Origin of the sequence: Chengkuizengella sp. SCS-71B (genome assembly GCF_040100845.1) — a bacterium.
Taxonomy (GTDB): Bacteria; Bacillota; Bacilli; order Paenibacillales; family KCTC-33759; genus Chengkuizengella.
Genome location: NZ_JAZHSH010000001.1, coordinates 543,892 through 566,235 on the forward strand (window position 1 = coordinate 543,892; position 22,344 = coordinate 566,235).

31 protein-coding genes, 4 tRNA genes and 1 pseudogene are annotated in these 22,344 nt (G+C 33.7%); 28 read left to right on the forward strand and 8 right to left on the reverse strand.

Annotated elements, in window-relative coordinates; all coding sequences use genetic code 11:
• Positions 1-170 precede the first annotated feature (170 nt).
• The 5 genes from VQL36_RS02615 (at position 171) to VQL36_RS02635 (ending at position 2,293) form a co-directional block, all read left to right on the forward strand.
• Positions 171-350, forward strand: coding sequence for a hypothetical protein (locus tag VQL36_RS02615; RefSeq protein WP_349247822.1), 180 nt, complete (start codon positions 171-173; stop codon positions 348-350).
• 266 nt (positions 351-616) lie between these two features.
• Positions 617-796, forward strand: a complete 180-nt coding sequence (locus VQL36_RS02620; RefSeq protein ID WP_349247823.1) for a hypothetical protein — start codon at positions 617-619, stop codon at positions 794-796.
• Positions 797-1,030: 234 nt separating this feature from the next.
• Complete coding sequence (locus VQL36_RS02625) at positions 1,031-1,264, forward strand: BhlA/UviB family holin-like peptide (protein WP_349247824.1); 234 nt, start codon at positions 1,031-1,033, stop codon at positions 1,262-1,264.
• Between the two features lie 4 nt (positions 1,265-1,268).
• Positions 1,269-2,051 carry a peptidoglycan recognition family protein gene (locus VQL36_RS02630; protein WP_349247825.1) on the forward strand — a complete coding sequence of 261 codons (783 nt, stop codon included), beginning with the start codon at positions 1,269-1,271 and terminating at the stop codon, positions 2,049-2,051.
• 44 nt (positions 2,052-2,095) lie between these two features.
• A complete protein-coding gene (locus VQL36_RS02635; RefSeq protein WP_349247826.1) occupies positions 2,096-2,293 on the forward strand; it encodes a transposase in 198 nt (65 codons plus the stop codon).
• A gap of 16 nt (positions 2,294-2,309) precedes the next feature.
• On the opposite strand, the gene VQL36_RS02640 is transcribed toward VQL36_RS02635, so the two are convergent.
• Positions 2,310-2,852, reverse strand: coding sequence for a hypothetical protein (locus VQL36_RS02640; RefSeq protein WP_349247827.1), 543 nt, complete (start codon positions 2,850-2,852; stop codon positions 2,310-2,312).
• A gap of 99 nt (positions 2,853-2,951) precedes the next feature.
• Between VQL36_RS02640 and VQL36_RS02645 the strand changes: the two genes are divergently transcribed.
• Complete coding sequence (locus tag VQL36_RS02645) at positions 2,952-3,182, forward strand: hypothetical protein (protein WP_349247828.1); 231 nt, start codon at positions 2,952-2,954, stop codon at positions 3,180-3,182.
• 526 nt (positions 3,183-3,708) lie between these two features.
• Here VQL36_RS02645 and VQL36_RS02650 read toward each other — a convergent pair.
• Positions 3,709-3,933 carry an XRE family transcriptional regulator gene (locus VQL36_RS02650; protein ID WP_349247829.1) on the reverse strand — a complete coding sequence of 75 codons (225 nt, stop codon included), beginning with the start codon at positions 3,931-3,933 and terminating at the stop codon, positions 3,709-3,711.
• A 320-nt stretch (positions 3,934-4,253) separates the two neighbouring features.
• Between VQL36_RS02650 and VQL36_RS02655 the strand changes: the two genes are divergently transcribed.
• Both VQL36_RS02655 and VQL36_RS02660 read left to right on the forward strand, forming a co-directional pair.
• Positions 4,254-4,505 (forward strand): hypothetical protein, encoded by a 252-nt coding sequence (locus VQL36_RS02655; protein WP_349247830.1) that lies wholly within the window; start codon positions 4,254-4,256, stop codon positions 4,503-4,505.
• Positions 4,506-4,520: 15 nt separating this feature from the next.
• Entirely contained in the window at positions 4,521-4,811 is a 291-nt protein-coding gene (locus VQL36_RS02660; RefSeq protein ID WP_349247831.1) for a hypothetical protein, read from the forward strand.
• A 244-nt stretch (positions 4,812-5,055) separates the two neighbouring features.
• Here the strand turns inward: VQL36_RS02660 and VQL36_RS02670 are convergent.
• Positions 5,056-5,735 (reverse strand): annotated as a pseudogene (locus VQL36_RS02670) (site-specific integrase).
• An 18-nt stretch (positions 5,736-5,753) separates the two neighbouring features.
• Here VQL36_RS02670 and VQL36_RS02675 point away from each other — a divergent pair.
• From VQL36_RS02675 to VQL36_RS02705, 7 genes are all read left to right on the forward strand, one after another.
• Positions 5,754-5,939 carry a hypothetical protein gene (locus VQL36_RS02675; RefSeq protein WP_349247833.1) on the forward strand — a complete coding sequence of 62 codons (186 nt, stop codon included), beginning with the start codon at positions 5,754-5,756 and terminating at the stop codon, positions 5,937-5,939.
• Between the two features lie 16 nt (positions 5,940-5,955).
• On the forward strand, positions 5,956-6,243 hold the full coding sequence (locus tag VQL36_RS02680; RefSeq protein ID WP_349247834.1) for a hypothetical protein: 288 nt from the start codon (positions 5,956-5,958) through the stop codon (positions 6,241-6,243).
• 2 nt (positions 6,244-6,245) lie between these two features.
• Complete coding sequence (locus VQL36_RS02685; protein WP_349247835.1) at positions 6,246-6,362, forward strand: XkdX family protein; 117 nt, start codon at positions 6,246-6,248, stop codon at positions 6,360-6,362.
• Positions 6,363-6,639: 277 nt separating this feature from the next.
• The gene (locus tag VQL36_RS02690) at positions 6,640-6,810 is read left to right on the forward strand and encodes a hypothetical protein (protein WP_349247836.1); all 171 of its coding nucleotides are present in this window, start codon (positions 6,640-6,642) and stop codon (positions 6,808-6,810) included.
• Positions 6,811-7,161: 351 nt separating this feature from the next.
• Complete coding sequence (locus tag VQL36_RS02695; protein WP_349247837.1) at positions 7,162-7,338, forward strand: hypothetical protein; 177 nt, start codon at positions 7,162-7,164, stop codon at positions 7,336-7,338.
• A 602-nt stretch (positions 7,339-7,940) separates the two neighbouring features.
• Complete coding sequence (locus VQL36_RS02700) at positions 7,941-8,174, forward strand: BhlA/UviB family holin-like peptide (protein ID WP_349247838.1); 234 nt, start codon at positions 7,941-7,943, stop codon at positions 8,172-8,174.
• A 4-nt stretch (positions 8,175-8,178) separates the two neighbouring features.
• Positions 8,179-8,904 (forward strand): peptidoglycan recognition family protein, encoded by a 726-nt coding sequence (locus VQL36_RS02705; RefSeq protein ID WP_349247839.1) that lies wholly within the window; start codon positions 8,179-8,181, stop codon positions 8,902-8,904.
• A 108-nt stretch (positions 8,905-9,012) separates the two neighbouring features.
• Here VQL36_RS02705 and VQL36_RS02710 read toward each other — a convergent pair whose 3' ends face one another.
• Positions 9,013-9,552 (reverse strand): hypothetical protein, encoded by a 540-nt coding sequence (locus VQL36_RS02710; protein WP_349247840.1) that lies wholly within the window; start codon positions 9,550-9,552, stop codon positions 9,013-9,015.
• Between the two features lie 204 nt (positions 9,553-9,756).
• On the opposite strand from VQL36_RS02710, the gene VQL36_RS02715 reads away from it, so the two are divergent.
• The 3 genes from VQL36_RS02715 to VQL36_RS02725 all read left to right on the forward strand — a co-directional run bounded on the left by VQL36_RS02715 (position 9,757) and on the right by VQL36_RS02725 (position 11,975).
• Positions 9,757-9,969, forward strand: a complete 213-nt coding sequence (locus VQL36_RS02715) for a YolD-like family protein (RefSeq protein ID WP_349247841.1) — start codon at positions 9,757-9,759, stop codon at positions 9,967-9,969.
• Between the two features lie 904 nt (positions 9,970-10,873).
• Positions 10,874-11,347: a hypothetical protein gene (locus VQL36_RS02720; RefSeq protein WP_349247842.1), complete on the forward strand. Its 474-nt coding sequence runs from the start codon at positions 10,874-10,876 to the stop codon at positions 11,345-11,347.
• Between the two features lie 145 nt (positions 11,348-11,492).
• A complete protein-coding gene (locus tag VQL36_RS02725) occupies positions 11,493-11,975 on the forward strand; it encodes a hypothetical protein (protein WP_349247843.1) in 483 nt (160 codons plus the stop codon).
• 89 nt (positions 11,976-12,064) lie between these two features.
• Here the strand turns inward: VQL36_RS02725 and VQL36_RS02730 are convergent, their stop codons facing one another.
• Positions 12,065-12,691 carry a hydrolase gene (locus VQL36_RS02730; RefSeq protein WP_349247844.1) on the reverse strand — a complete coding sequence of 209 codons (627 nt, stop codon included), beginning with the start codon at positions 12,689-12,691 and terminating at the stop codon, positions 12,065-12,067.
• A 194-nt stretch (positions 12,692-12,885) separates the two neighbouring features.
• On the opposite strand from VQL36_RS02730, the gene VQL36_RS02735 reads away from it, so the two are divergent.
• The 5 genes from VQL36_RS02735 (at position 12,886) to VQL36_RS02755 (ending at position 18,425) form a co-directional block, all read left to right on the forward strand.
• Positions 12,886-13,944 carry an outer membrane lipoprotein-sorting protein gene (locus VQL36_RS02735; RefSeq protein ID WP_349247845.1) on the forward strand — a complete coding sequence of 353 codons (1,059 nt, stop codon included), beginning with the start codon at positions 12,886-12,888 and terminating at the stop codon, positions 13,942-13,944.
• Positions 13,945-14,073: 129 nt separating this feature from the next.
• Positions 14,074-15,237 carry an alanine racemase gene (gene alr / locus VQL36_RS02740; RefSeq protein WP_349247846.1) on the forward strand — a complete coding sequence of 388 codons (1,164 nt, stop codon included), beginning with the start codon at positions 14,074-14,076 and terminating at the stop codon, positions 15,235-15,237.
• A gap of 257 nt (positions 15,238-15,494) precedes the next feature.
• Entirely contained in the window at positions 15,495-15,746 is a 252-nt protein-coding gene (locus VQL36_RS02745) for a CopG family ribbon-helix-helix protein (protein WP_160648053.1), read from the forward strand.
• A gap of 3 nt (positions 15,747-15,749) precedes the next feature.
• The gene (locus tag VQL36_RS02750) at positions 15,750-16,100 is read left to right on the forward strand and encodes a type II toxin-antitoxin system PemK/MazF family toxin (protein WP_160648047.1); all 351 of its coding nucleotides are present in this window, start codon (positions 15,750-15,752) and stop codon (positions 16,098-16,100) included.
• 105 nt (positions 16,101-16,205) lie between these two features.
• Complete coding sequence (locus VQL36_RS02755; RefSeq protein ID WP_413789467.1) at positions 16,206-18,425, forward strand: Tex family protein; 2,220 nt, start codon at positions 16,206-16,208, stop codon at positions 18,423-18,425.
• 170 nt (positions 18,426-18,595) lie between these two features.
• Here VQL36_RS02755 and cmpA read toward each other — a convergent pair whose 3' ends face one another.
• On the reverse strand, positions 18,596-18,715 hold the full coding sequence (cmpA, locus tag VQL36_RS02760) for a cortex morphogenetic protein CmpA (RefSeq protein ID WP_349247847.1): 120 nt from the start codon (positions 18,713-18,715) through the stop codon (positions 18,596-18,598).
• A gap of 119 nt (positions 18,716-18,834) precedes the next feature.
• Positions 18,835-19,188 carry a hydrolase/acyltransferase gene (locus VQL36_RS02765; protein WP_349247848.1) on the reverse strand — a complete coding sequence of 118 codons (354 nt, stop codon included), beginning with the start codon at positions 19,186-19,188 and terminating at the stop codon, positions 18,835-18,837.
• Positions 19,189-19,321: 133 nt separating this feature from the next.
• Here VQL36_RS02765 and VQL36_RS02770 point away from each other — a divergent pair, with 133 nt between their 5' ends.
• The 5 genes from VQL36_RS02770 (at position 19,322) to VQL36_RS02790 (ending at position 20,757) form a co-directional block, all read left to right on the forward strand.
• Positions 19,322-19,795 carry a SprT family protein gene (locus VQL36_RS02770; protein WP_349247849.1) on the forward strand — a complete coding sequence of 158 codons (474 nt, stop codon included), beginning with the start codon at positions 19,322-19,324 and terminating at the stop codon, positions 19,793-19,795.
• An 18-nt stretch (positions 19,796-19,813) separates the two neighbouring features.
• Positions 19,814-19,889 (forward strand) — tRNA-Asn (locus VQL36_RS02775).
• A 1-nt stretch (position 19,890) separates the two neighbouring features.
• Positions 19,891-19,981: transfer RNA gene (locus VQL36_RS02780), tRNA-Ser, on the forward strand.
• Positions 19,982-20,202: 221 nt separating this feature from the next.
• Positions 20,203-20,277 (forward strand) — tRNA-Glu (locus tag VQL36_RS02785).
• Between the two features lie 394 nt (positions 20,278-20,671).
• Positions 20,672-20,757 (forward strand) — tRNA-Leu (locus VQL36_RS02790).
• A 128-nt stretch (positions 20,758-20,885) separates the two neighbouring features.
• Here the strand turns inward: VQL36_RS02790 and VQL36_RS02795 are convergent.
• Positions 20,886-21,875, reverse strand: a complete 990-nt coding sequence (locus tag VQL36_RS02795) for a tyrosine-type recombinase/integrase (RefSeq protein WP_349247850.1) — start codon at positions 21,873-21,875, stop codon at positions 20,886-20,888.
• Positions 21,876-22,344: the final 469 nt, after the last annotated feature.

Consider the following 22,344-nt stretch of genomic DNA (forward strand, 5'->3'; position numbering starts at 1 on the left):
TATGGCAGAACTATTACTACTCATAGAATCCTTCTACGGAAACCTCACTATTTTGTAGTGGGGTTTTAATCTATGAAAAATGTGTACTTACCCTAGGATACACCTCCAATCAAAATAGATTTTCCTTTCATAGTATATATTACATCATATTATAGAAAGGAGGGATTTACATGAGTGCTTATGGAAGACGCTCTAGTAGTGGAGCTACAATTGTATTGGTCCTTTTCATTCTTTTAATTATTATTTTATTAGGTGCGGGGCGCCCACACAGTTATGGAAGTTCCGTAGGAAAATTCGGATTCGCTACATCTCCAGATACAGTTCAAGGAGTGACCCCATTTATAGGCTAGTATAGTCTATCAACTGTGACAATTTTTTGAGTATTTTAATTTTGTATTAATTTCATATAAATATTTGATATCCCCCCACCAGCTACACTATGAGCCAGTGGGGATTTCACTCATTTTCCGTATAATATTCTTTTGTTGATAACCTCACTATTTATATAGTGGGGTTTTAAACTATGAAAAATGTGCGCTTGTATCAGAGCATTAACCCAAGCAGTTTAGATTTTCCTTTCATAGTATATTACATCTTAGTGAAAGGAGGGATTCTAATGAGTGCTTATGGAAGACGCTCTGGTAGTGGAGCAGGAATTGTTCTAGTACTATTCATTCTTTTGGTTATTATATTAATTGCTGCAAGTGGACGTTCGGGATATAGTGAAAACCCTTTTAGTGGACCAGAAGGTGAACCCGATTTAGGATTGATAGAAAGGCGTTGTGCCTTATTGTAGGTTAATGTCCCCTGAGGCATTTACACAAGAAGAATGTATTGCAATAGTTGAACCGTTTTGAAGTACTTGCCTTATGTATTAATTTCATAAAATATAAATATTTGATAACCCCTATTAGTAATTACATGTATTTTATCAGCCTATGAATAGAATGAGAATAGATAAAGTTATATAGTAACTTCAAAGCCCTGCCAATTTAAAGCAGGGTTTTTAATGTTAAGGAGGGTGGATAGATTGGAATTAAATATCATTCAATATTTTTTAACTCAGGGACCCTTTGCGGTCCTTTTTGTTTGGTTACTTATTTATGTGATGAGAAATAGCAAAGAAAGAGAGGATAAACTAATTGAGTCACATAAGGAAAGGGAAGGTCAGTTGATTAGTACATTAGAAAAGTTTAGTGAAAAGTACGACATGATTATTGATGAATTACGTGAATTGAAAGAAAAAATGTCAGGAAGGAAGTGAAAGCATGACCTTCAAAATGAAATATCCCATCACGAAGAAATACCTTACTAAAGGCACAAAAAGACGATCAGGAATCAAGATGCCAAAAGTGGGGTTTATTGTTGCTCACGACACAGGGAATGATGGTTCCACAGCTTTACAAAATATTAAATACTACGAGAATTCAAACAATGTCATGTACGCATCTGCTCATATCTTTGTAGACGACACAGGTATTTATGAGTGCATTCCTTTATTGACTGATATACCAGAAAAAGCTTGGCATGTTCTATATCAAAAACCTTTGGATAATCAGATATTTGGTGATGATGCGAATGATATAGCAGCAGGTGTTGAGCTTTGTTATTCGTATAAACGAGGCAGTATTAATAATGAAGAAGCTTATAAAAGGTATGTATGGGTAATCGCTTATATCTGTTTTAAGTTTGGACTAGATCCTGTAAATTCAATTATTGGACATGATATCCTTGATCCACAACGTAAAACAGATCCACAAAATGCTCTATCAAAAATGGGTAAATCATATGACCAGTTATTACAAGATGTATTGAAAGAATATTATGATTGTTTACCGGGGGAGGAATTGATTTTGAAGCTAAAAAAATGGCAGATAGAAATGGCTCATCAATCTATTGAGAATTTAAATGAGAAAGAATTACTTCATGATGTTGATGAATGGAAAAAGAAAGTAGAGGACAAGCCTGACGAGGTTTTACAGGACATACCTTGGCTTTTCTTTGTTATGTTAGATCGATTATCAAATAAAACATTGGAAGGTGGAATATAAAATATGAATTTCAAGTTTATGATTTTGCAGTCGTACCTATTATTGTGGCACTCGTGCATCTCGCAAAACAATTAGGGTTAGGAGCTAAATTATTACCAGTTTTTTCTCTAGTATTAGGGGTAGCAACTGGTATTTTTTATGTGGCTCCTGGTGATCCAAAACAAGCCATTTTAGTTGGTATTGTGATGGGGTTAGCAGCTAGTGGGTTGTGGAGTGGTGCAAAGAATATGGTACGGAAATGAATAGATCCCCACTGGCTCATAGTGTAGCTGGTGGGGTTGCTTTTTTAATCCAATGTGAATTAGCAGCTTTAGAAGAATTATTAATTTGTTGTTGGGTAAGTGGAGTAATCCTTGTTATTGCACATGAAGAAAGAAAGTCAGTTTCATTTGGGACAGTAATATTTTTTCCTACAACAATACCTTCACCAACATTTATAATTTCATCAATAGGAAAATTACCAACAGAAATAAATTCAATTTCAACAATTTCACCAATCATTGACTTAGCTAAATTTGTAATAGGGTCTTCACAACAAGCGCATTCTCCCTTGTTTTTCCTTATCGGTTTTATATTTACTGGGATGTTTGGATCAAAGGTTGCAACTGCATTAATTTGACAAATTGGAAAATTACCTCGATTTGTGAATGCTATAAAATCTTTTACTTGGTTAATAATAACTCCATCGTCTTCAAATGTCGGAGTTACAATAGCTAAATTATCAATACCCACCAATTGCTCTAAAACACACTGCATCGGACAGACACAGCAATCACAAATGCTCTCATTAAAATGTCCCATAATCTCTACTCCTTATAAATTTATTTGATTAGATATTGTATGGGTTCAAAAGAAGTAATATGAGTGGATTAAGTTTGATGATATCGTGGGTGTTTCGTGATGCTTACCGACCTTGAACGAAAGGTATTACGAATTTTGTATAACTTTTCTCATTCAAAACGTAGAATGCCAACCATTCCTGAACTAGAAATCAAAACAGGTAAAGACGACAAAACAGTCCGTTCAGTATTAAACGGACTTGTTAGAGGTGGGTATATAGAATGTCCAGATGGAGATACACAAAATATAAAGATTATATATACTAGGGATTATGATTCACCTTTTAGGTAAAAGTAAGGTATAATTTTTTATCAGGGAGGGTTAATATGGACAAAATCTTTATAGGTATTTACTTTTATTTTTTACCCTTAGTTGCAATTGTATTTTTTACCAATTGTGTTTCCATAGTAAAGAAAATACATAGAGGGGAAGACACGTCTAATAATACTTTTTGGGGAGCTATATTGTTTTCATTTATAATATCAGGATTGTTCTATGTCAACTTTTTTGTTAATTAATATTGAAAATACCATCTGATTCATCCCAGAACTTAAAAACCACTGACCTTAAAAAAGTCGGTGGTTTTTCTTAGGTTTCACCTTAAATGAAACCATGCCCATAAAAAAATTAGTTTTAAACAGTTCTATTATATCAAACGCCTAATATTTTACAAATTATTGCAATCTAACAGCTTAAAGATAATAATTGCTCCATGTTTCTTTTTATTTTTAGTTTTTTACATTTATTATTGCAAAAGTCTTGTTTCTTATAAAGGTTCTTTTTACAGTATAAACATTTCATTATTTCATTCCCCCTTTCATAAATCCCAAAATTGATCTGCTCTAACGGAAGGATCTACTTCTTTTAGAGTTTTAATTATTTTTTGCATTGATTTTCCGCTTGGCATGTAATCACCATTACCACATGCCCATGTAATAGTATTTCTTCCTAATTTAGTTTTGTTTATTAACCACTCTTGTTTTATTCCTCTACGGTCAATCCATTTACCTAATGGCGTTCTTGGTTTTTCTAACCCAAACATTTAAATCACTCCCTATCAAACATTATTAACACTTCTTTAAATTTCTAAACATTATTTTTTGAAAAAGTAAGCATAATGGACAAGCAACAGCTAAAAAGAATCAACATCACATGAAAATGTTGGAATGGCTTAATAATCAGAGTAGTAATAAATCATCTTATATACGAGAAATACTTTTTAATCGAATGGAAGGGAAGGAAAGGGGAGTTATCCATTCAGTTACTAGAAGAAGGACTCCCCTCCCCTACCGCAAATAAACTAGATGCTATGATGTCATGACATCGAACTTTTCATATGAAAAAAATTGAGGTGATGCCCTAATGGAGGGAAGAAGAAGGCTAGATCGTAAACACAGGTTTCAGCTACGTTTAAAGCAAGAACTTCATGCCGAAGCTGAAATCATTTGCTTTAAGCATCCAATGAGTTTTAATTTACTTTACACAGAGGCGATTGATTACGCTTTAGGTTCACATGGTTTTTTAAATTATATCGAAAATAAATATTCAAGAGATAACCGAAAAGGTTATTTCACTTATACTCAAACAGCACATTACAGGGGGAGGAGCTTTTAACATGGGGTTACTTGATTGGTGGTTTGGAAAGACGACAATGTATATTTTACGGTCACGATGGATCAACGGATAGAAAAGGTTTTAACAACATATGTTGCATTACATAATGCTAAAGTAGATGAAGTGGATCATATCAAAGAGGATGATGTTATAGAGGATGCACTCAAATTATACTTGCGTGGCTCTCTCCATATAGATGATGAACAGGCTAGAGTCAAAAAACAGAATGCTAAACCAACTTACATAAATGACTATAGAACATCAAGAGGAAGAGCGCAGGCAAGGGAATTTAGAATGGATGAATAAAAGAGAAGTTCTAATAATGATGTCCTCTAGGTGTCCGTTTGGTGTCCGATAAGATTTGGAACTGCTAAAAATTATGTATTGAAAAAATCCATAAACGTTGATTTTATAAGGTTTTTAATGTTTATTTTTATATATTTTTCTTACTATTAAATGGGCGGTATGATGTAATAATGGTGAAAAAACCTTAATACATCAATGTTTTTGAGTTCCCATACACGATCATGTTCATATTTTTGTTCATGTTTTAGGTAATAAGATTTATAGAGAGGTCTTTCATTAAGTTACTGAACTTATTGGAAGCCTCTTTTTTAATGTTCTTTGTCATATGTGCGTATATGTCCATGGTAGTGTTAATATCTGAATGTCCTAATCGTTCTTGTATCTCTTTTATGTGTACGTTAGCTTCTATTAATAAGGACGTGTGAGTATGTCTAAATGAATGAGGTGTGACCTGTTTTGTATAGATGTTTTATTAAGTAGTCGCTGCATTCTTATTGATAAATGCTTAATTGTTTTAGGATAGCCTTCATTTGTTACAAAAATAAAATCATTATCTTTGTAAAAAAGTTTGTTTTCCTTTTTGATTATATCTTGTTCTTGTTTGTAAAGTTTGAGTAAGTCAATTAAAATGTTATCTATTGTAATGGTTCTGATTGATCCCTCTGTTTTTGGTGTAAGCAATGTATATTTTAACTTGTTATTTGTAGGATTGTAGTATGTTCTAATAACCCTAAGTGTTTGCTCCTTAAAGTCAATGTCAGACCATTTTAAAGCTACCATTTCCCCGATTCGCAGACCAGTATAGGCTAACAATGTGAAAGCTAACAAATCCCCCTCTAAACCTTTATTTTTGGAGGTAGTTAAAAATTCTTCTAACTCTTCTTTTTCAAAAAACTTCTCATTTATTGAACCACCTTTATCCATCGATATGGGAATGTATTTGTGTTAAGTTACAAAACATTAGCTAAATTTACGAGTGATGGTGTTTTAGTCTGGACGTATACGCTGAGCTATACAAGTAGAGATTTAAGTATCGGTAAAAGTGGGGAAGTTTATTGTGCAATGCGTTATACATCAACAAATGATCGATTAGTCAAAATCGTACAAAGTGTGACCATAACAATATAAAAGGAGAGGTTTTAATATGTTAGTATTCTATGAGAGAGAAACCACAGAAAGAGGGAAAGTAGGAGTGATTCATCACCAACCTCATTTACTTCCTGCTAGTAAACGAGCAGAAGGGATAGAGGTAGAATCCATTCCCGAACCGATCAAGGAACAGGGGAAAAGAGGCGTATTATATGTAAATCCTCTAACTTCTGAATTATGGTATGAATATGTAGATGTTCCATTAACGACAGGTGAAGAATTAGAGAACCTGAAGGAAACAGTGGAGATGATCCTTTTAGATTCATTAGCAGGAGGTGTTTAAAGATGTTTCAAACACTAAAAAGATTATATGATGCTGGACGATTAAATGAGACAGGATTACAAAATGCAGTGGATAAAGGATGGATAACACAAGCTCAGTTTAATTTGATCAAAGGATAATGATAAGGACCAATTCAATATATTGGTTCTTTTTTAATTATAGTAGACACTGATATAATAGCACATTTTCAAACAAGCAAGTCATTTGTCTATACCAAATGAAGCATTTAAACATATAATATATTGTCTATCCACTTTTAAGTTTACGGAAACCTCACTATTTATATAGTGGGGTTTTAAACTATGAAAAATGTGTACTTGTATCAGAGCATTAACCCAAGCAGTTTAGATTTCTGTACATAGTATATATTACATCATTTAGAGAGGAGGGATTAACATGAGTGATTATGGAAGACGTTCTGGTAGTGGAGCTGCAATTGTATTAGTACTGTTCATTCTTTTAGTTATTATTTTAATTGCAGCAAATGGGCGTTCTGGATATACTACAGCACCTATGGTAACGGAATTTGTATATCGTAATCCAGATTTTCCTATAGGGCAAATATAAATATTGAATAGTCCTTATCAGTATTACAATCCAAGTATTTTATCAACCTATAAATAGGATATGAATAGATAAAGTTATACAGTCAAATCCCTGCCTATTTAAAGCAAGGTTCTTTCATGTTAAGGAGGGTGTACAGATTGGAATTAAATATCATTCAATATTTTTTAACTCAGGGACCCTTTGCGGTCCTTTTTAGTTTGAGATGGTAAAATAGCACATTTTCAAAATGAGCAAGTCACTTTTGGGATTTTAATCTATGAAAAATGTGCGCTTGTATCAGAACATTATCCCAAGCAGTTTAGATTTTCCTTTCATAGTATATATTACATCATTTAGAGAGGAGAGATTAACATGAGTGGACATAGTTCTGCTACTGGAGCAGCTATTATTCTGGTATTATTTATACTCTTAGTTATCATTTTGGCTACTAGTTATGATCGTTATACTTGCCCACGAGCACTTGGACTTCAGTGTCCAGATAATATTAGAGTTATTAATGAGCCCGACTTACCACATCTTTTGATTTGAAAAAGGATAAAGTTTAGAACCACACACAGTGTTGGTTCTATTTTTATGTATGGACTTGGGTTAGAACACATTTTCAAACAAGCAAGTCACTTGTCTATACCAAATGAAGTGTATGAACATAGAATATATTACCTCCTAGTAATAGGAGGGTGTGCGCTCATTAGAATCTCTCTACGGTGTAAACCTCACTGTTTATATAGTGGGGTTTACATCTATGAAAAATGTGTACTTGCACTAGGACACACGTCCATACAAAATAGGTTTTCCTTTCATAAGTCTATAGTACATCATATATAGAAAGGAGGGACCTTTATGGTGGTTTTATTTATTCTTTTAGTTATCATTATAGTTGCTGCAAGTGGGCGTTCGAGATATGCTTCAGGTGAACTCATTGATTTATGTTGTAGCGTGTGACAAAAGCCATTTTGATTGCCTTGAGGTAAGTGTAAAATCAAAATATTTGTACCGTACATCTAAAATTAATTGTAAACCATTTAGTATTACAATCTAAGTAACTTATCAACCTATAAATAGGATATGAATAGATAAAGTTATACAGTCAAATCCCTGCCTATTTAAAGCAGGGTTCGAGGGTGTACAGATTGGAATTAAATATCATTCAATATTTTTTAACTCAGGGACCCTTTGCGGTCCTTTTTGTTTGGTTGTTTATCTATGTAATGAGAAATAGCAAAGAAAGAGAGGATAAACTAATTGAGTCACATAAGGAAAGGGAAGGTCAGTTGATTAGTACATTAGAAAAGTTTAGTGAAAAGTACGACATGATTATTGATGAATTACGTGAATTGAAAGAGAAAATGTCAGGAAGGAAGTGAAAGTATGACCTTCAAAATGAAATATCCCATCACGAAGAAATACCTTACTAAAGGCACAAAAAGACGATCAGGAATCAAGATGCCAAAAGTGGGGTTTATTGTTGCTCACGACACAGGGAATGATGGTTCCACAGCTTTACAAAATATTAAATACTACGAGAATTCAAACAATGTCATGTACGCTTCAGCTCATATCTTTGTAGACGACACAGGTATTTATGAGTGCATTCCTTTATTGACTGATATACCAGAAAAAGCTTGGCATGTTCTATATCAAAAACCTTTGGATAATCAGATATTTGGTGATGATGCGAATGATATAGCAGCAGGTGTTGAGCTTTGTTATTCGTATAAACGAGGCAGTATTAATAATGAAGAAGCTTATAAAAGGTATGTATGGGTAATCGCTTATATCTGTTTTAAGTTTGGACTAGATCCTGCTAAAACGATCATAGGTCATCATATCCTTGATCCACAGCGTAAAACAGATCCGCAAAACGCTCTATCAAAAATGGGTAGATCTTATGATCAACTATTACAAGATGTAGTTAAGGAATATTATGATTGTTTACCGAGGGAGGAATTGATTTTGAAGTTAAAAAAATGGCAGATAGAAATGGCTCATCAATCTATTGAGAATCTTAATGAAAACCCCACTATAAATAGTGAGGTTCTCTACGTAGAATTTAACTATAGGAGCTGCATTAGTTCTAGTGCTTTTCATTCTTAATCCATCATATGTTTTTATAAGTGTTTTGATTGGGCGTTTGTTTTGGAAATATTAAATTGTGCTGTTATCAAGAAATACAATGCAGAAATAGGAGTAATCGCCCTTGGCTTAGGTAGCTGATAGGGAAATGGTTCTTCTAGAAGGTCTATCTGGATCATTAATTTGTTCTGTAGTTATCGGAATAATCTTTGTTATTGCACATGTAGAATAGATATCTAAAAAGGTTACTCCATCAATTCCTACGACAATCCCTTCTCCAACACCTAAGATTCTGTCTGGGAATGGGCCCTCAGGACTAATAAATTCGATGTTAAAATTATTCCCAATTTCAAATTTAAGCAAATTTGTCATAGGGTCTTCACAACAAGCACACTCTCCTTTACTTTTTCTTATAGGTTTTAAAGCTGACAATACTCTCGCAATTATCGTATTTGTAAAATTTTCGCTTTCTACATGAGTAATTTGACATACTGGAATATCTCCAGCATCAGAAGTTGACACAATAAAATTTTCAACATCAGTAATAGTAGTGTCAATAGTACTGCCGATAGGAGTATCAATACCGACAAACACACCAACTAACTCCTTCAAAACACACTGCATCGGGCAAACACAGCAATCGCATATATCCTCATCAAAAACGCCCATAAAATCACGACCTTTTCATTTTTTATTAGTGTATTCAAATTGGAATTATGATGAGTGGACGAATGTACTGTACTTTAAATATGCTCTTGCCTTTTCTCTTATACCCCTTATATAATAAGAACGAATGTTCCGTTAGGGATGAAACAAATGAAAGAAAATAAATTAACACCTGGATCTAATATGCTATGGGAATCAAGCAGATAGATGCTTCCTGAACAAAAAGAACGTATAAATGATTATCAATATGAAAGAGACAGAAAGACGAAATCAGAACTTGCAGAGGTAGAAGTCAATATTATATCTCAACAATTATCAGATTCTATGTTAAGTAAATCAGAAGTTACAGTTAAGTTGTTCAGAACTTTTGGTCAGAATGCGTTTAAGACGGGAACAGTAACTAAATTTGCCCCCAATTAAAACAAATTAAACTAGAGTTGAATATGAGTGGATTATGAAAATGTTTATAGTAACGATTGATTTTAAAATGTATATCCATATTATTAATACAGTGTTATTGAGGCTTTTGAAAAGTTTAAAAGCATTTTTCGTGGTTGGATCATATTTCTGAAGATGATGTCATTGAGGATGCGTTAAAACTTTATTAAAGAGGTTTGTCAAAACGTCAAGAGGAAGGGCACAGGCAAGAGAATTTAGAATGAGATGAATAAAAGAGAACCTTTAGGTAAAATTATGTATTGAAAAAGTCCATAAACGTTGATTTTATAAGGTGGTTCTTTTTTTATTATAGTAGACATTGGTATAATAGCACATTTTCAAATAATCAAGTCACTTGTCTATACCAAATGAAAGGGTTGAACATAGAATATATCACCTCCTAATCATAGGAGGGTATGCGCTCATATATATCTCTCTACGGTGTAAACCTCACTATCTATGTAGTGGGGTTTTAATCTATGAAAAATGTGTACTTGCATTAGGACACCCGTCCATACAAAATAGATTTTCCTTTCATAGTATATATTACAACTATTGAAAGGAGGGTTTTTATGGGGGCAGTTATTGTATTAGTGTTATTTATACTCTTAGTTATCATATTAATCGCTGCAAGTAGAGGTTATTCCAGAGGATGCTCTCTCCTTGGGGATTGTATCCAATGTGAATGCCTTTTCTAGGAATATAGAAAATGATTATCGAACATCAAGAGGACGGTCAAATTATGTCCTAGCCGATCTATGAATCTAAGTTAAGAAGGGCGCACATAATCTTTTTTTGTACGTATATTTATAGATACCAGTCCAAGCAACTTCATTCAATGGTTCATAAGATATAAGGATAATCTAATGTGTTGGGAGTTAATATTATGGGGTTAAAACAAAAACCTTTTGTTGTTTGTGATTCGGTTTCAGTATTAGATCCATATGGAGGAGAAGGATCAATTATATTAGTTCAAAGTGGTATGTCTGTAATTACACCTCTTACTATAGTATCCATTGATGTGTGTGTCAGACAATCACAGAAAACAAAGGTATCACTTGATTTTTTATCTCAAGCTGCTATCGAGGATATGGGGTTAGCTACAAGTTTTGGATTAGTATTTCAGCTCCAGCGTAATGGTATTGTCGTTGCAACTATCAATGATGAGATGGATTATGTACCTGCTGGATCTACAGGAAGATATACAAACTTTTCAAACTTTCCTTTAGTTGATGACGAACCAGATACTGGTATCAATAAGTATGAACTTATACTCAATGGTCTTTCTTTTACAGGAACAGAAAATATTGGTATGTATATTGGCTCCCGAAGCCTAAAAGCCACAGTATTCATAGTATAGATTACAGTATCGTATGAGTTTAGATCATCCATAATCTAAAAGATAGTTGATTAGCGGAAATTCAACGCTAGGGGACAAACGTCCATTCATAATGACAATTAAATTCATATAATACACTAATTTAAATAAAAAGGAGTTGAATTTTATGGGACATTTCGATAAATCTCTATGTGATTGCTGCGTTTGCCCGATGCAATGTGTGTTGAAGCAGTTAATTGGTGAAAATATAAACGTATCTGTATTATTTGGAAGTGAGATTATTTTAGTTCCTGTAATTGTAGAACGTGTAGAAAATTTTATTTTATTTACTGATAACGGAGATTTTGCCATTCATTCTATTATAGCTATATCAATGGAGTTTGATCCTCAAGTTCAATTAAAAAAAATACAGAAAAATATTGGAGAATGTGCATGTATTGAAGATCCTATGACTAATTTATTAAATTCTAAAATTAATCAAACTGTAAACATTGTAGGCCTCGATGTAGTTATATTAAAAGTAGGAGAAGGACTTGTGTTAGCTGAAGGAGATATTAATGGAACGACGTTATTTTTTATAATTTCAACGTGTTTCGTTACTGCAATTGATGTTCCTGTTCAACAAATGAATTTATTTAAAAAAATATAAAATATTTCATTTGTGTGCTTAACATAAAAGCATTTTTTAAACAAAGTAGACGCTAAAATAGTGTCTTTTTTTTTTGCTTAAAATAAAGTCTATTTATGATCAGTATAAAGAAGTCCCACTCCAAAAACGCCACTGTGCTGCCTAGAAATTTCTTTTGCTGCATCAACAGTTTCTAGTCTAGCCCAATCTCGTTGCCATTCGAATAGTACAACTTCCCATGTTAATGGTTTCGCACCTGCTTGAATCATTCGTTGAATTGCCATATCATGTGCTTCCTTACTTACACCTCCAGATGCATCTGTTATAATATGGACATCATATCCTTCTTCTAAAGCAGAAAGAGCAGGATAGGCTAAACAAATTTCTGTCCATAATCCAGCTAAAATAATCTTCTTAGATCCAATTGATTTTACTGCTTTAACAATTCTTTTGTCTTCCCAAGCGTTTAAGGAAGTTCTATCAATCGGCTCTTGTTCTGGAAAGACAGCTTGGATATCTGGATGTAAAGAGCCTGTGAAACCTTTTGCACCTACTGTTGTAAGTATGGTTGGAACTTTGAAAACTTTCGCTGATTTTGCTAGTCCTACCACATTATTCAGAATAGACTGACCATGGTGGCTTTCTACCCCTAAGAACATTTGAGGTTGATGATCAATTAAAACTAATACTGAGTTTTTAGGTGTTAGTAAATTAGTGATATTTGATTTTTTTTCCAAAAAGTTCTCTCCTTTAATTAAGGCATATAAATTCTAATTAAATCAGGTTGTTTATATTCTTTGTAAAAATATTTATCTTTATGAAAAAGTTTAATATAAATTTCTAAATTGCATATTAAGCTAGTCTGCATAATTGTCCAAGTTTCCACATAGACATGTATCAGTAAATTAAACTTTATGTGGAGGGGATGTACATGCGTATGCGTAAAATCACATGGGTTTTTATTGTTGTGATATGCGTGTCACTTATTCTGTCAGCCTGTGGATCAAGAGATGCAGATGACGTAGTTGGTGATTTAGAAAAGAAATTAAAAGATTTGGAGAGTTATCATGGAACGGGTACAATGACACTGAACACAGGTAACGAAGCACAAGAGTACAATTTAGAGGTAAGTTATAAGTCGCCTCATTATTATCGTATCTCCATTACGAATAATGAAAGAGATGTCACTCAAATTGTACTACGTAATGACGAGGGGGTTTTTGTACTCACCCCTCACTTACAGAAGAGTTTTCGGTTCCAAAGTGATTGGCCAGGGCAGCAAGGTCAGGTATATTTATATGAAACTTTAGTAAATAGCATTATAACAGATGATGAAAGACAATTTACAAAGGATGATGAACAGAAATCGTTTGTATTTGATGTAAATGCAAATTATCAAAATCGTTCTTTGAGTCGTCAAAAAATCTGGTTAAGCAAAGACGGTTATGAACCACAGCAAGTAGAAATTGCTGATGATAATGCATCTGTGCTTGTTTTAGTGAAATTTAATGAATTTGAGTTTGATAAACAATTTGAGGACGATGCTTTTGATATGCAGCGAAATTTATCCATGTGGCAAATGAAATCACTTCCTACATTTTTAGCAGATCAAGAAGAGAAAGATAGTGAAGTTGAGTCTACTCCAACAAATTTATCGTTTGGAGTATACACACCAAGTTATACACCTGAAGGAGTCGAGTTTAGTGATTTAAGAGAAGTGCCGCAAGATGATCATATAGCTATTTTAGTTCGTTATGCTGGAGTATATAATTACACGATTATTGAGGAAAAGCCAGAAGCAAAAGATGTGAACCTTCCTCAAGGTGAAATTATTGATTTAGGGTATACTTTTGCTGTTTTAACAGGTGAAGTACAGAAGACATTAAGCTGGAGTTATGATGGTGTGGAATTCAAATTAACAACAGATGATTTACCTAAGGAAGAAATGATAAAAGTAGCACAATCTTTAGAAGGACAGATAGGAAAATAAATTCCAAAACTTGTTTGTAGTTTGTTCATTGACAGCCTCATCATAAGCGATTAACATTAAAGGGATAGGCATAATCACAATATATTTTAATTTCTTTGTTCCTTATTGTGTGAAGAAGGTGAACATACGATGGATTCATATTATCGCCCAACTTGGGCTGAAATTTCTTTGGATGCTTTACATTATAACCTAACAAGATTTCAAGAGATTCTTCCTAATCATATGGAAATTATGGCTGTAGTTAAAGCAAACGCATATGGACACGGTGCAGTAGAAGTAGCTAAACAAGCGATCTTAAGTGGAGCCCAATATATCGCTGTTGCGTTTTTGGATGAAGCTTTGGAACTTCGTAATTCGGGAATTACTGCACCAATCCTTATTCTAGGGTACATTCCTCCTGAAGCTGTTGAACTAGCTATTCAACATGATATCACTTTGACTGTTTTTCAGGATGAAACCATTGATGCTCTAAGCAAAATAAAAAGAGACTCTAAGCCATATAAAGTTCATATTAAAATAGATACAGGTATGGGGCGGTTAGGTGTACGTTATGAAAATGCCATCCCTTTTATTGAGAAAGTATTACAGCTTGATGGTGTTGAAGTTGAAGGTGTTTATACTCATTTTGCGAATGCAGACGAAGAGGATAAAACTTACACTTTAAAACAATATCAACATTTTAAAGAAATTGTAGATTATTTTAAACAAAAAAATATCAATTTTTTAAAAATCCATACAGGTAATAGTGCTATTGCAATTGATTTGCCTGAGTATTCATATAATATGGTGAGACTTGGAATTAGTATGTACGGGTTATATCCATCAACAGAAATAAATCATCATAAAATTGATCTTAAACCTGTAATGAGCTTGAAAACTAAAATTATATACTCAAAAGTTTTGCCTCCTGAGTCAGGTATAAGTTATGGAACCAAGTATTTTACAAAGGAGGAGGAACAGATCGCCACCTTACCTATAGGGTATGCTGATGGTTATTCTCGAATGCTAAGTGGGAAAGTAGATGCTTTGATCAGAGGGAAAAGGGTACCTGTTGTAGGGACAATTTGTATGGATCAATGTATGATGAATATAACGGGACTAGATGATGTTAAATCTGGTGAAGAGGTTGTATTATTTGGAAAACAAGGGGATGAACAGATTCTTGTAGAGGAACTGGCTGAAAAGCTGGATACCATAAATTATGAAATTGTATGTATGATTTCTCATCGCGTTCCAAATGTATATGTTCAAAATGGAAGGATAGTCATGGTGCATAACGGATTACGTTTATAACCAATAATTACTATGCATAATTTGAAGAATTATGAAGGAATTTTGATTTTTACATCGAATTATATTTTAAGTAGGGTTATAATGACCTTAATATGTACGCTTTTTCCATTATGGTTGCATACTTGATATATCAGATGCATATATTATCTCTTGTATAAAATTGCTTGATATACGCCATAATGGTATTATTGGTTTGGAAATGTTTTGGAGGTGTGAGATTGGTGTCTAACGCACATAACACGAACACTAAAAGAATTATGATAAGTTTACCTGATCATTTATTGCAAGAGGTTGACGGAATCGTAGAACAGGAACGATCCAATCGCAGCGAATTTATTCGACAAGCAATGAAGGTATACCTCATGGAACGTAAAAAAAGGCAAATCCGTGAGATGATGCAGCGCGGGTATATGGAAATGGCCAAAATTAATCTGAATATGGCATCAGAGGCTTTTCAAGCGGAGGAAGAAGCGGACAATACAACTGACCGTTTAGTGAGCGGGGTGTAGCTCTTGATAGTGAAACGCGGGGATGTGTTTTATGCGGATTTATCACCCGTAGTAGGGTCTGAACAAGGCGGAGTCAGACCTGTAATTGTGATACAAAATGATATAGGTAATCGTTTTAGCCCTACTATTGTAGTGGCAGCTATTACCGCACAAATTCAAAAGGCAAAACTACCAACACATGTTGAAATTGATGCAAAAACACATGGGTTTGATCGTGATTCCGTTATTTTATTAGAACAAATTCGTACAATTGATAAACAACGACTTACGGATAAGATTACCCATTTGGACGAGGAAACAATGCGTAAAGTGGATGAAGCTTTACAAATTAGCGTAGGTTTGATTGAATTTTAAAAGCATAACTTCAAACAAGCGGGGGCTTAAACCCTCGTTTTTTGCAGTTCTATACATAAATAGTACAGCAGATACATTTAAAATTTATAACAGGGGATGATTATTTTGCCTGAAGCAGTAAACACAACACAATTTGCAGAAAAAGATGAGCAATCTATTCATGAATCAGAGGATCAAATACTAAAAAGAATTCTAAATCAAATAACTAAAGAACTTCAAATCTCTTATCGTCAAGTTAAAACAACAGTAAGTTTACTAGACGAAGGAAATACGATTCCATTTATAGCGAGGTATCGTAAAGAACAAACCGGAGAACTTAATGAAATTGCTTTGAGAGAAATTCAAGAGCGACTCATTTACTTGCGTAATTTAGAAGATCGAAAGACAGAAGTGATCCGTCTTATTGATGAGCAGGGAAAACTTACAGATACATTGAAACAAGACATTATAATAGCTGAAAAACTACAGGAAGTTGAAGATCTTTATCGTCCTTATAAGCAAAAAAGAAAAACAAGAGCAACGGTAGCAAAAGATCGTGGATTGGAACCACTCTCAATTTGGATTATGCAGCAGCATCCAGACGGTCAGATAGAAAGAGAAGTAGTGAAATATGTGGATCTTGAAAAAGGAGTAGAAAAAGCTGAAGATGCTATACATGGTGCAATGGATATTATAGCAGAAAGTATATCAGATGATGCAAAAATCCGTACATGGACCCGTAAATTTACATTTGATCATAGTTTAATGGATGTTGAAGCCAAGGACGATCAGATTGAGTCTGTATATGAAATGTATTATGCATATCAAGAACCGATTCGTAAAATGCCACCTCATCGTATTTTAGCAATCAATCGGGGGGAACGTGAAAATTTATTAAAAGTTCGTTTGGAAGTACCTACTGAACGAATTTATGAATACATCAATAAAAAAGTTATCATTAGGAATTCAGGTGTATCCAATATCCTACATCAAACTATTGAGGATGCATATAAACGTCTCATTGCGCCTTCTATTGAACGAGAGGTCCGAAATGAATTAACAGGAAAAGCTGAGGAGAAAGCTATTGAGATTTTTGGTGAAAATCTAGGTAGTTTATTACTCCAGCCACCAATTAAAGGGAAAGTTGTATTAGCTGTTGACCCAGCTTATCGAACAGGATGCAAGCTAGCGGTTATTGATGAAACAGGTAAGATGTTAGATATCGCCGTGACATACCCAACACCACCAGAAAATAAAATTACTGAAGCTAAAGCAATATTTAAAGAATTTATCAACAAGTATGGAATTCAACTTATTGCGATTGGGAATGGAACAGCTTCAAGGGAATCAGAACAATTTGTTGCAGATTTAATTCAGGAGCTGCAATATAAACAACTGCAATATATTATTGTTAATGAGGCAGGTGCTAGTGTCTATTCAGCTTCTAAATTAGCACAGGAAGAATTTCCAGATCTTGATGTAGCAGAACGCAGTGCTGTATCCATTGGAAGAAGGTTGCAGGATCCTCTAGCAGAACTTGTTAAAATTGATCCCAAATCCATAGGAGTAGGCCAATATCAACATGATGTATCACAAAAAAGATTAGAAGAAAGTCTTAAAGTTATTGTTGAGTCCGCTGTAAATCACGTTGGTGTAGACTTAAATACAGCATCACCTTCTCTTTTATCTTATGTATCAGGAGTTAATCAGACGATAGCACGGAATATTGTAAAGTATCGAGAAGAAAATGGGAAGTTTACAAAGAGAGTTGAATTAAAAAAAGTACCGCGTTTGGGTGCTAAGTCGTATGAACAATGTGTGGGATTTATGAGAATTAGAGATGGACTGAATCCACTAGATTATACACCTATTCATCCTGAGTCTTATAAAATAGTTGATCTTCTTTTTAAAGAATTGGAATTAGAGTTAAATCAAATAAATTCTTCTCAATTTAAGAACATTTTACAAGCACATAACCCAGAAGAGCTTGCTACTAAACTGAATGTAGGTATACCTACGATGAAAGATATTTTCGAAAGTTTACAAAAACCTGGTAGAGATCCACGTGAGGATCTCCCGAAACCTATTTTAAGGACGGATGTATTAAAATTAGAGGACATTAAATCAGGTATGGAATTAAAAGGAACAGTAAGGAATGTCATTGATTTTGGAGCATTTGTAGATATTGGAATCAAAAATGATGGGCTTGTACATATTTCAGAGCTTAGTGATAAATTTGTTAAACATCCTCTAGATGTTGTATCTGTTGGTGATATTGTAACAGTATGGGTGTTGAAGGTGGATGAGAAAAAGGGAAGAGTTAGTTTAACAATGAAAAACCCGTAATCTCATAGATTAAGGAATAATACCCTAATTTGCCCTATGTTTACAAAAATGAATGCATGAAGCCATTCATTAAATTACTTTAATGAACGGCTTTTTAGTTTTTGATTTTGCAATCAGTGTAATGATCCTTATTATTTTATAATAATTATTCAAGTATAATTACTTGTATTTCAATCTACTTTCTTTTCTAATTTATTGTAAAAAAACCAACACTCATTCAGTAGTTGTATTTTGCGTTTATCCTTGTTACGGTAGGCATTAATCAGTTGATTGTAAATCCAATTTGGCATATCACAATACACCTCCGAAGTAAGTTTATTCCTTAGTAAAAATTCTCTGTTTTGAAGAGAGTTTACTTTAGAATTACTTTATGGAATCAGATATAGATTGTGCATGTCCTTATCAAGATTTATGCATCGACTTCTTCTTCGTACCATTGTTCTAATTGTGCTAAAAGAGCTCTAATCTCTGTAAGTAGAGAAATTAAAGGATATGAAGTTTCATTGGTATTCGAAAATTCTTTCTCTAATTGAGTCATATACACTAAACCATCAATAATTTGATTTTTTTCAGTAATTAAGTCCAAATTGTCACATTCTGCAATAACCACTGGGAGTGTAGGTGCATTGTTAGCAGTTAATTTGTTGAGTTCTTTATGTAGTCTAACATTTAGTGCGCTTAACTGATATGCATGAGTAGATGGCATTTCAACAAAATCAATTTTTTCATTTAATTGTAAGATCACGTATTTATATTGAGACATCAGTCAATTCCCCTCTCACGAAACTCTATACTTGACAGTTTAACTTAGGTATAAGTTAAAATTCAAGTATAGTTATTTAATATTCTAATATTAACAGGTATTGTGCCTATATTTTATTGATGGAGGGTATGTGTTGAACGATGAACAACTGCAATTGTGGGTAGAACAAATATCACTTCAGTTTTTTGGTAGACCATTTTTACATCAGGTAAAATTTAACCATAGATTACGTGCTACTGGTGGTAGGTATTTCACCAAGTCACATAATATAGACATTAGCTGGAAGCATTATGATCAATTTGGTAAAGATGAAACAGAGAAAATTATTAAACATGAGCTTTGTCATTATCATTTACATTTATTGAATAAAGGATACAAACATCGTGATGCAGATTTTAAACAATTATTAAAAAGAGTAGGCGGCAGTAGGTATTGTCGTCCATTAAATGATAAACCCAATCAAAATGCATATCGATATCAATTAAAGTGTTTTAAATGTGAAGCTACATACTTAAGGAAGAGGAAAATGGACGTCTCAAAATATGTTTGTGGAAAATGTAAAGGGAAATTGAAGTTAATTCCACTTGACTATATCCCTGATTCATGATAAATTATTTATTGTCCTTCCCTGATAGCTCAGTTGGTAGAGCACTCGGCTGTTAACCGAGTTGTCACAGGTTCGAGTCCTGTTCGGGGAGCCAAGGAGAGATACCCAAGTGGCTATAAGGGGCTCCTCTGCTAAGGGAGTAGTCGTGTAATGCGTGCGTGGGTTCGAATCCCACTCTCTCCGCCACTTATACATATTAGTCAAACCACTGATTTTGGTGGTTTTTTTTGTGCGACGGGCAGTGTCGTATAGAATTGTTACTAATATTACAGTACGCTTTTTATGGTCCTAATGTGACAAGAAGTATCAATAGATACTGTCGAGAAAATATTTCTTTAAAAAAGAAGAAAATAACAGTAGACAATCTAAAATTAATCCGTTATAATAATCCTTGTCGTCAAAAACATGGCCCGTTGGTCAAGCGGTTAAGACACCGCCCTTTCACGGCGGTAACACGGGTTCGAATCCCGTACGGGTCACCATAATAATCTAACATCAAGGGATGAAGAATCCCAGGGTTCGTCGGAGCATAATCTTCGTAAGAGATCACATCATAGTCTCGTAATGAAATGAAGAGCATCCCGTACGGGTCACCATAATAATCTAACATCAAGGGATGAAGAATCCCAGGGTTCGTCGGAGCATAATCTTCGTAAGAGATCCATCATAGTCTCGTAATGAAATGAAGAGTATCCCGTACGGGTCACCAACAAAAACAACATCAGGTAACTGAACAAACTCACAACATGATATTTCAAAGTAACAGAGCGGAAGGTTCGTCGGAGAATATTCTTCATTATAGGTTTTTTTATCTTTAAATGAGAATATACTACCGTAAGATCACCGTTATTTTTTTTCTTAATTGCTTTTTTACATGCGGTCGTGGTGGAATGGCAGACACGCTACCTTGAGGGGGTAGTGGGCTTACGCCCGTGGAGGTTCGAGTCCTCTCGACCGCACCATACATATTATGTCTTTGTAACCCTTGGTATATAAGGGTTTTTTGTATGTTTTAATTTAAATAATGTATCATTTTGAGATTAAGGATAGTGGGTTAAAAATTTAATTTGTTGACGAATTGTTGACGGATTTATTTGACCTCATTTATTTCAGGGCTAAATTTGTTAAATGTATCTGCTGTATCTTCTTTGCTTTTTTTAGTAATGTGGGTGTAAATATCTGCTGTAGTTTGATACATTGAATGTCTTAAATGCTCTTGTATTTTTTTAAGAGGTACGTTTTCTTCAATCAGAAGTGATGCACAACTATGACGTAAATCATGAAATCGGATTTTTTTAAGTCTATTTTTATTAAGGAACCTTGTCCACCACTCAGAAGGGTATGTATAGTATATTGGTTTACCTTGTCCGCCATGAAAGATGAATTCATAATTTTTTTCTACCCACAGATCTTCTGCTGACTCCTTTTGATTATCCCATTCTATCTTATATTTTTTTAATTCATCCATGTACCATAAAGGCATTTTAACAATATCTTTTGAGCTCTTTGTTTTAGGTTCTTCGATTACAGGCTCTCCGTTTAATGTAAGAGGGATATTTTTATTAATGCTTAGAGTACGCTCCTCAAAATCAACATCATTCCATTCTAAACCTAAAATTTCCCCTCTTCTTAGCCCTCCAAACATACCTGTAAATATGAGCAACCTCCACATTAAAGGTTCTTGATAAAGTGCTTTTATTACGCTAGCAGCTTCCTCAGCATCATAAAATTTCATTTTTGTTTTTTCAATCTTTGGTTTTTTTATATCAACCATTATGTTTTTCTTAATGATTTGCCATTCTTTTGCTCGCTTAAATACATTACGCATAGCACGATGAATTGCATCAATCGCTCCAGAAGATAGAGGTTCCTCTCTCCCATCTTTTCTTGATCCTGGTTTGCTTAGGTCATCAAAAAAAGTAACTAAATGAATGGGTTTGATTTTATCGAACTGCAAGTGACCAAACACAGGAAGAATATGATTTGTTAAGTTGAATTTATAAGTTCTTAATGTAGAAGGTGCTAATTCCTTTTTTGCATATTTCATTTCCCATTCTTTTACGAAATCAGAAAACCGCATTTTTTCAGGTGAAATATATTCTCCTGCTTCTACTTCAATTTGAAATTCAGCTAATTTTAATTTTGCTTCAGTTTTGTTTTTTGCTTTAATCGTTTTAGTTTTTTTTATTCTCTTACCATCAGCATCGCTTCAACTACTAGTAAGAAAGAATCTTTACCACGTTTTTGTACAGAAGCCATATAAATCTAACCTCCTCTGATTAAATTCCATTTTGATAAGTAGTAGGTTAATTATAACAAATAACAAAAAATCACTTCAAATACAAAATAAAAACATTAGGATAAAGTTACTTAGAGAATGTTAGAAGTTGGTAGAAAAATAAGGGGTTGTAAGAAGAATATTCAAATGTTACCCTTATTTTACAAGGGTTTTAGAAATATGTACTAATTATAAAAATGGTTATTGAGTAGGAACAACAAAGATTAGCGTATTCACTAAAACATATTCCCTCAATGTTTTGGTTAACGCA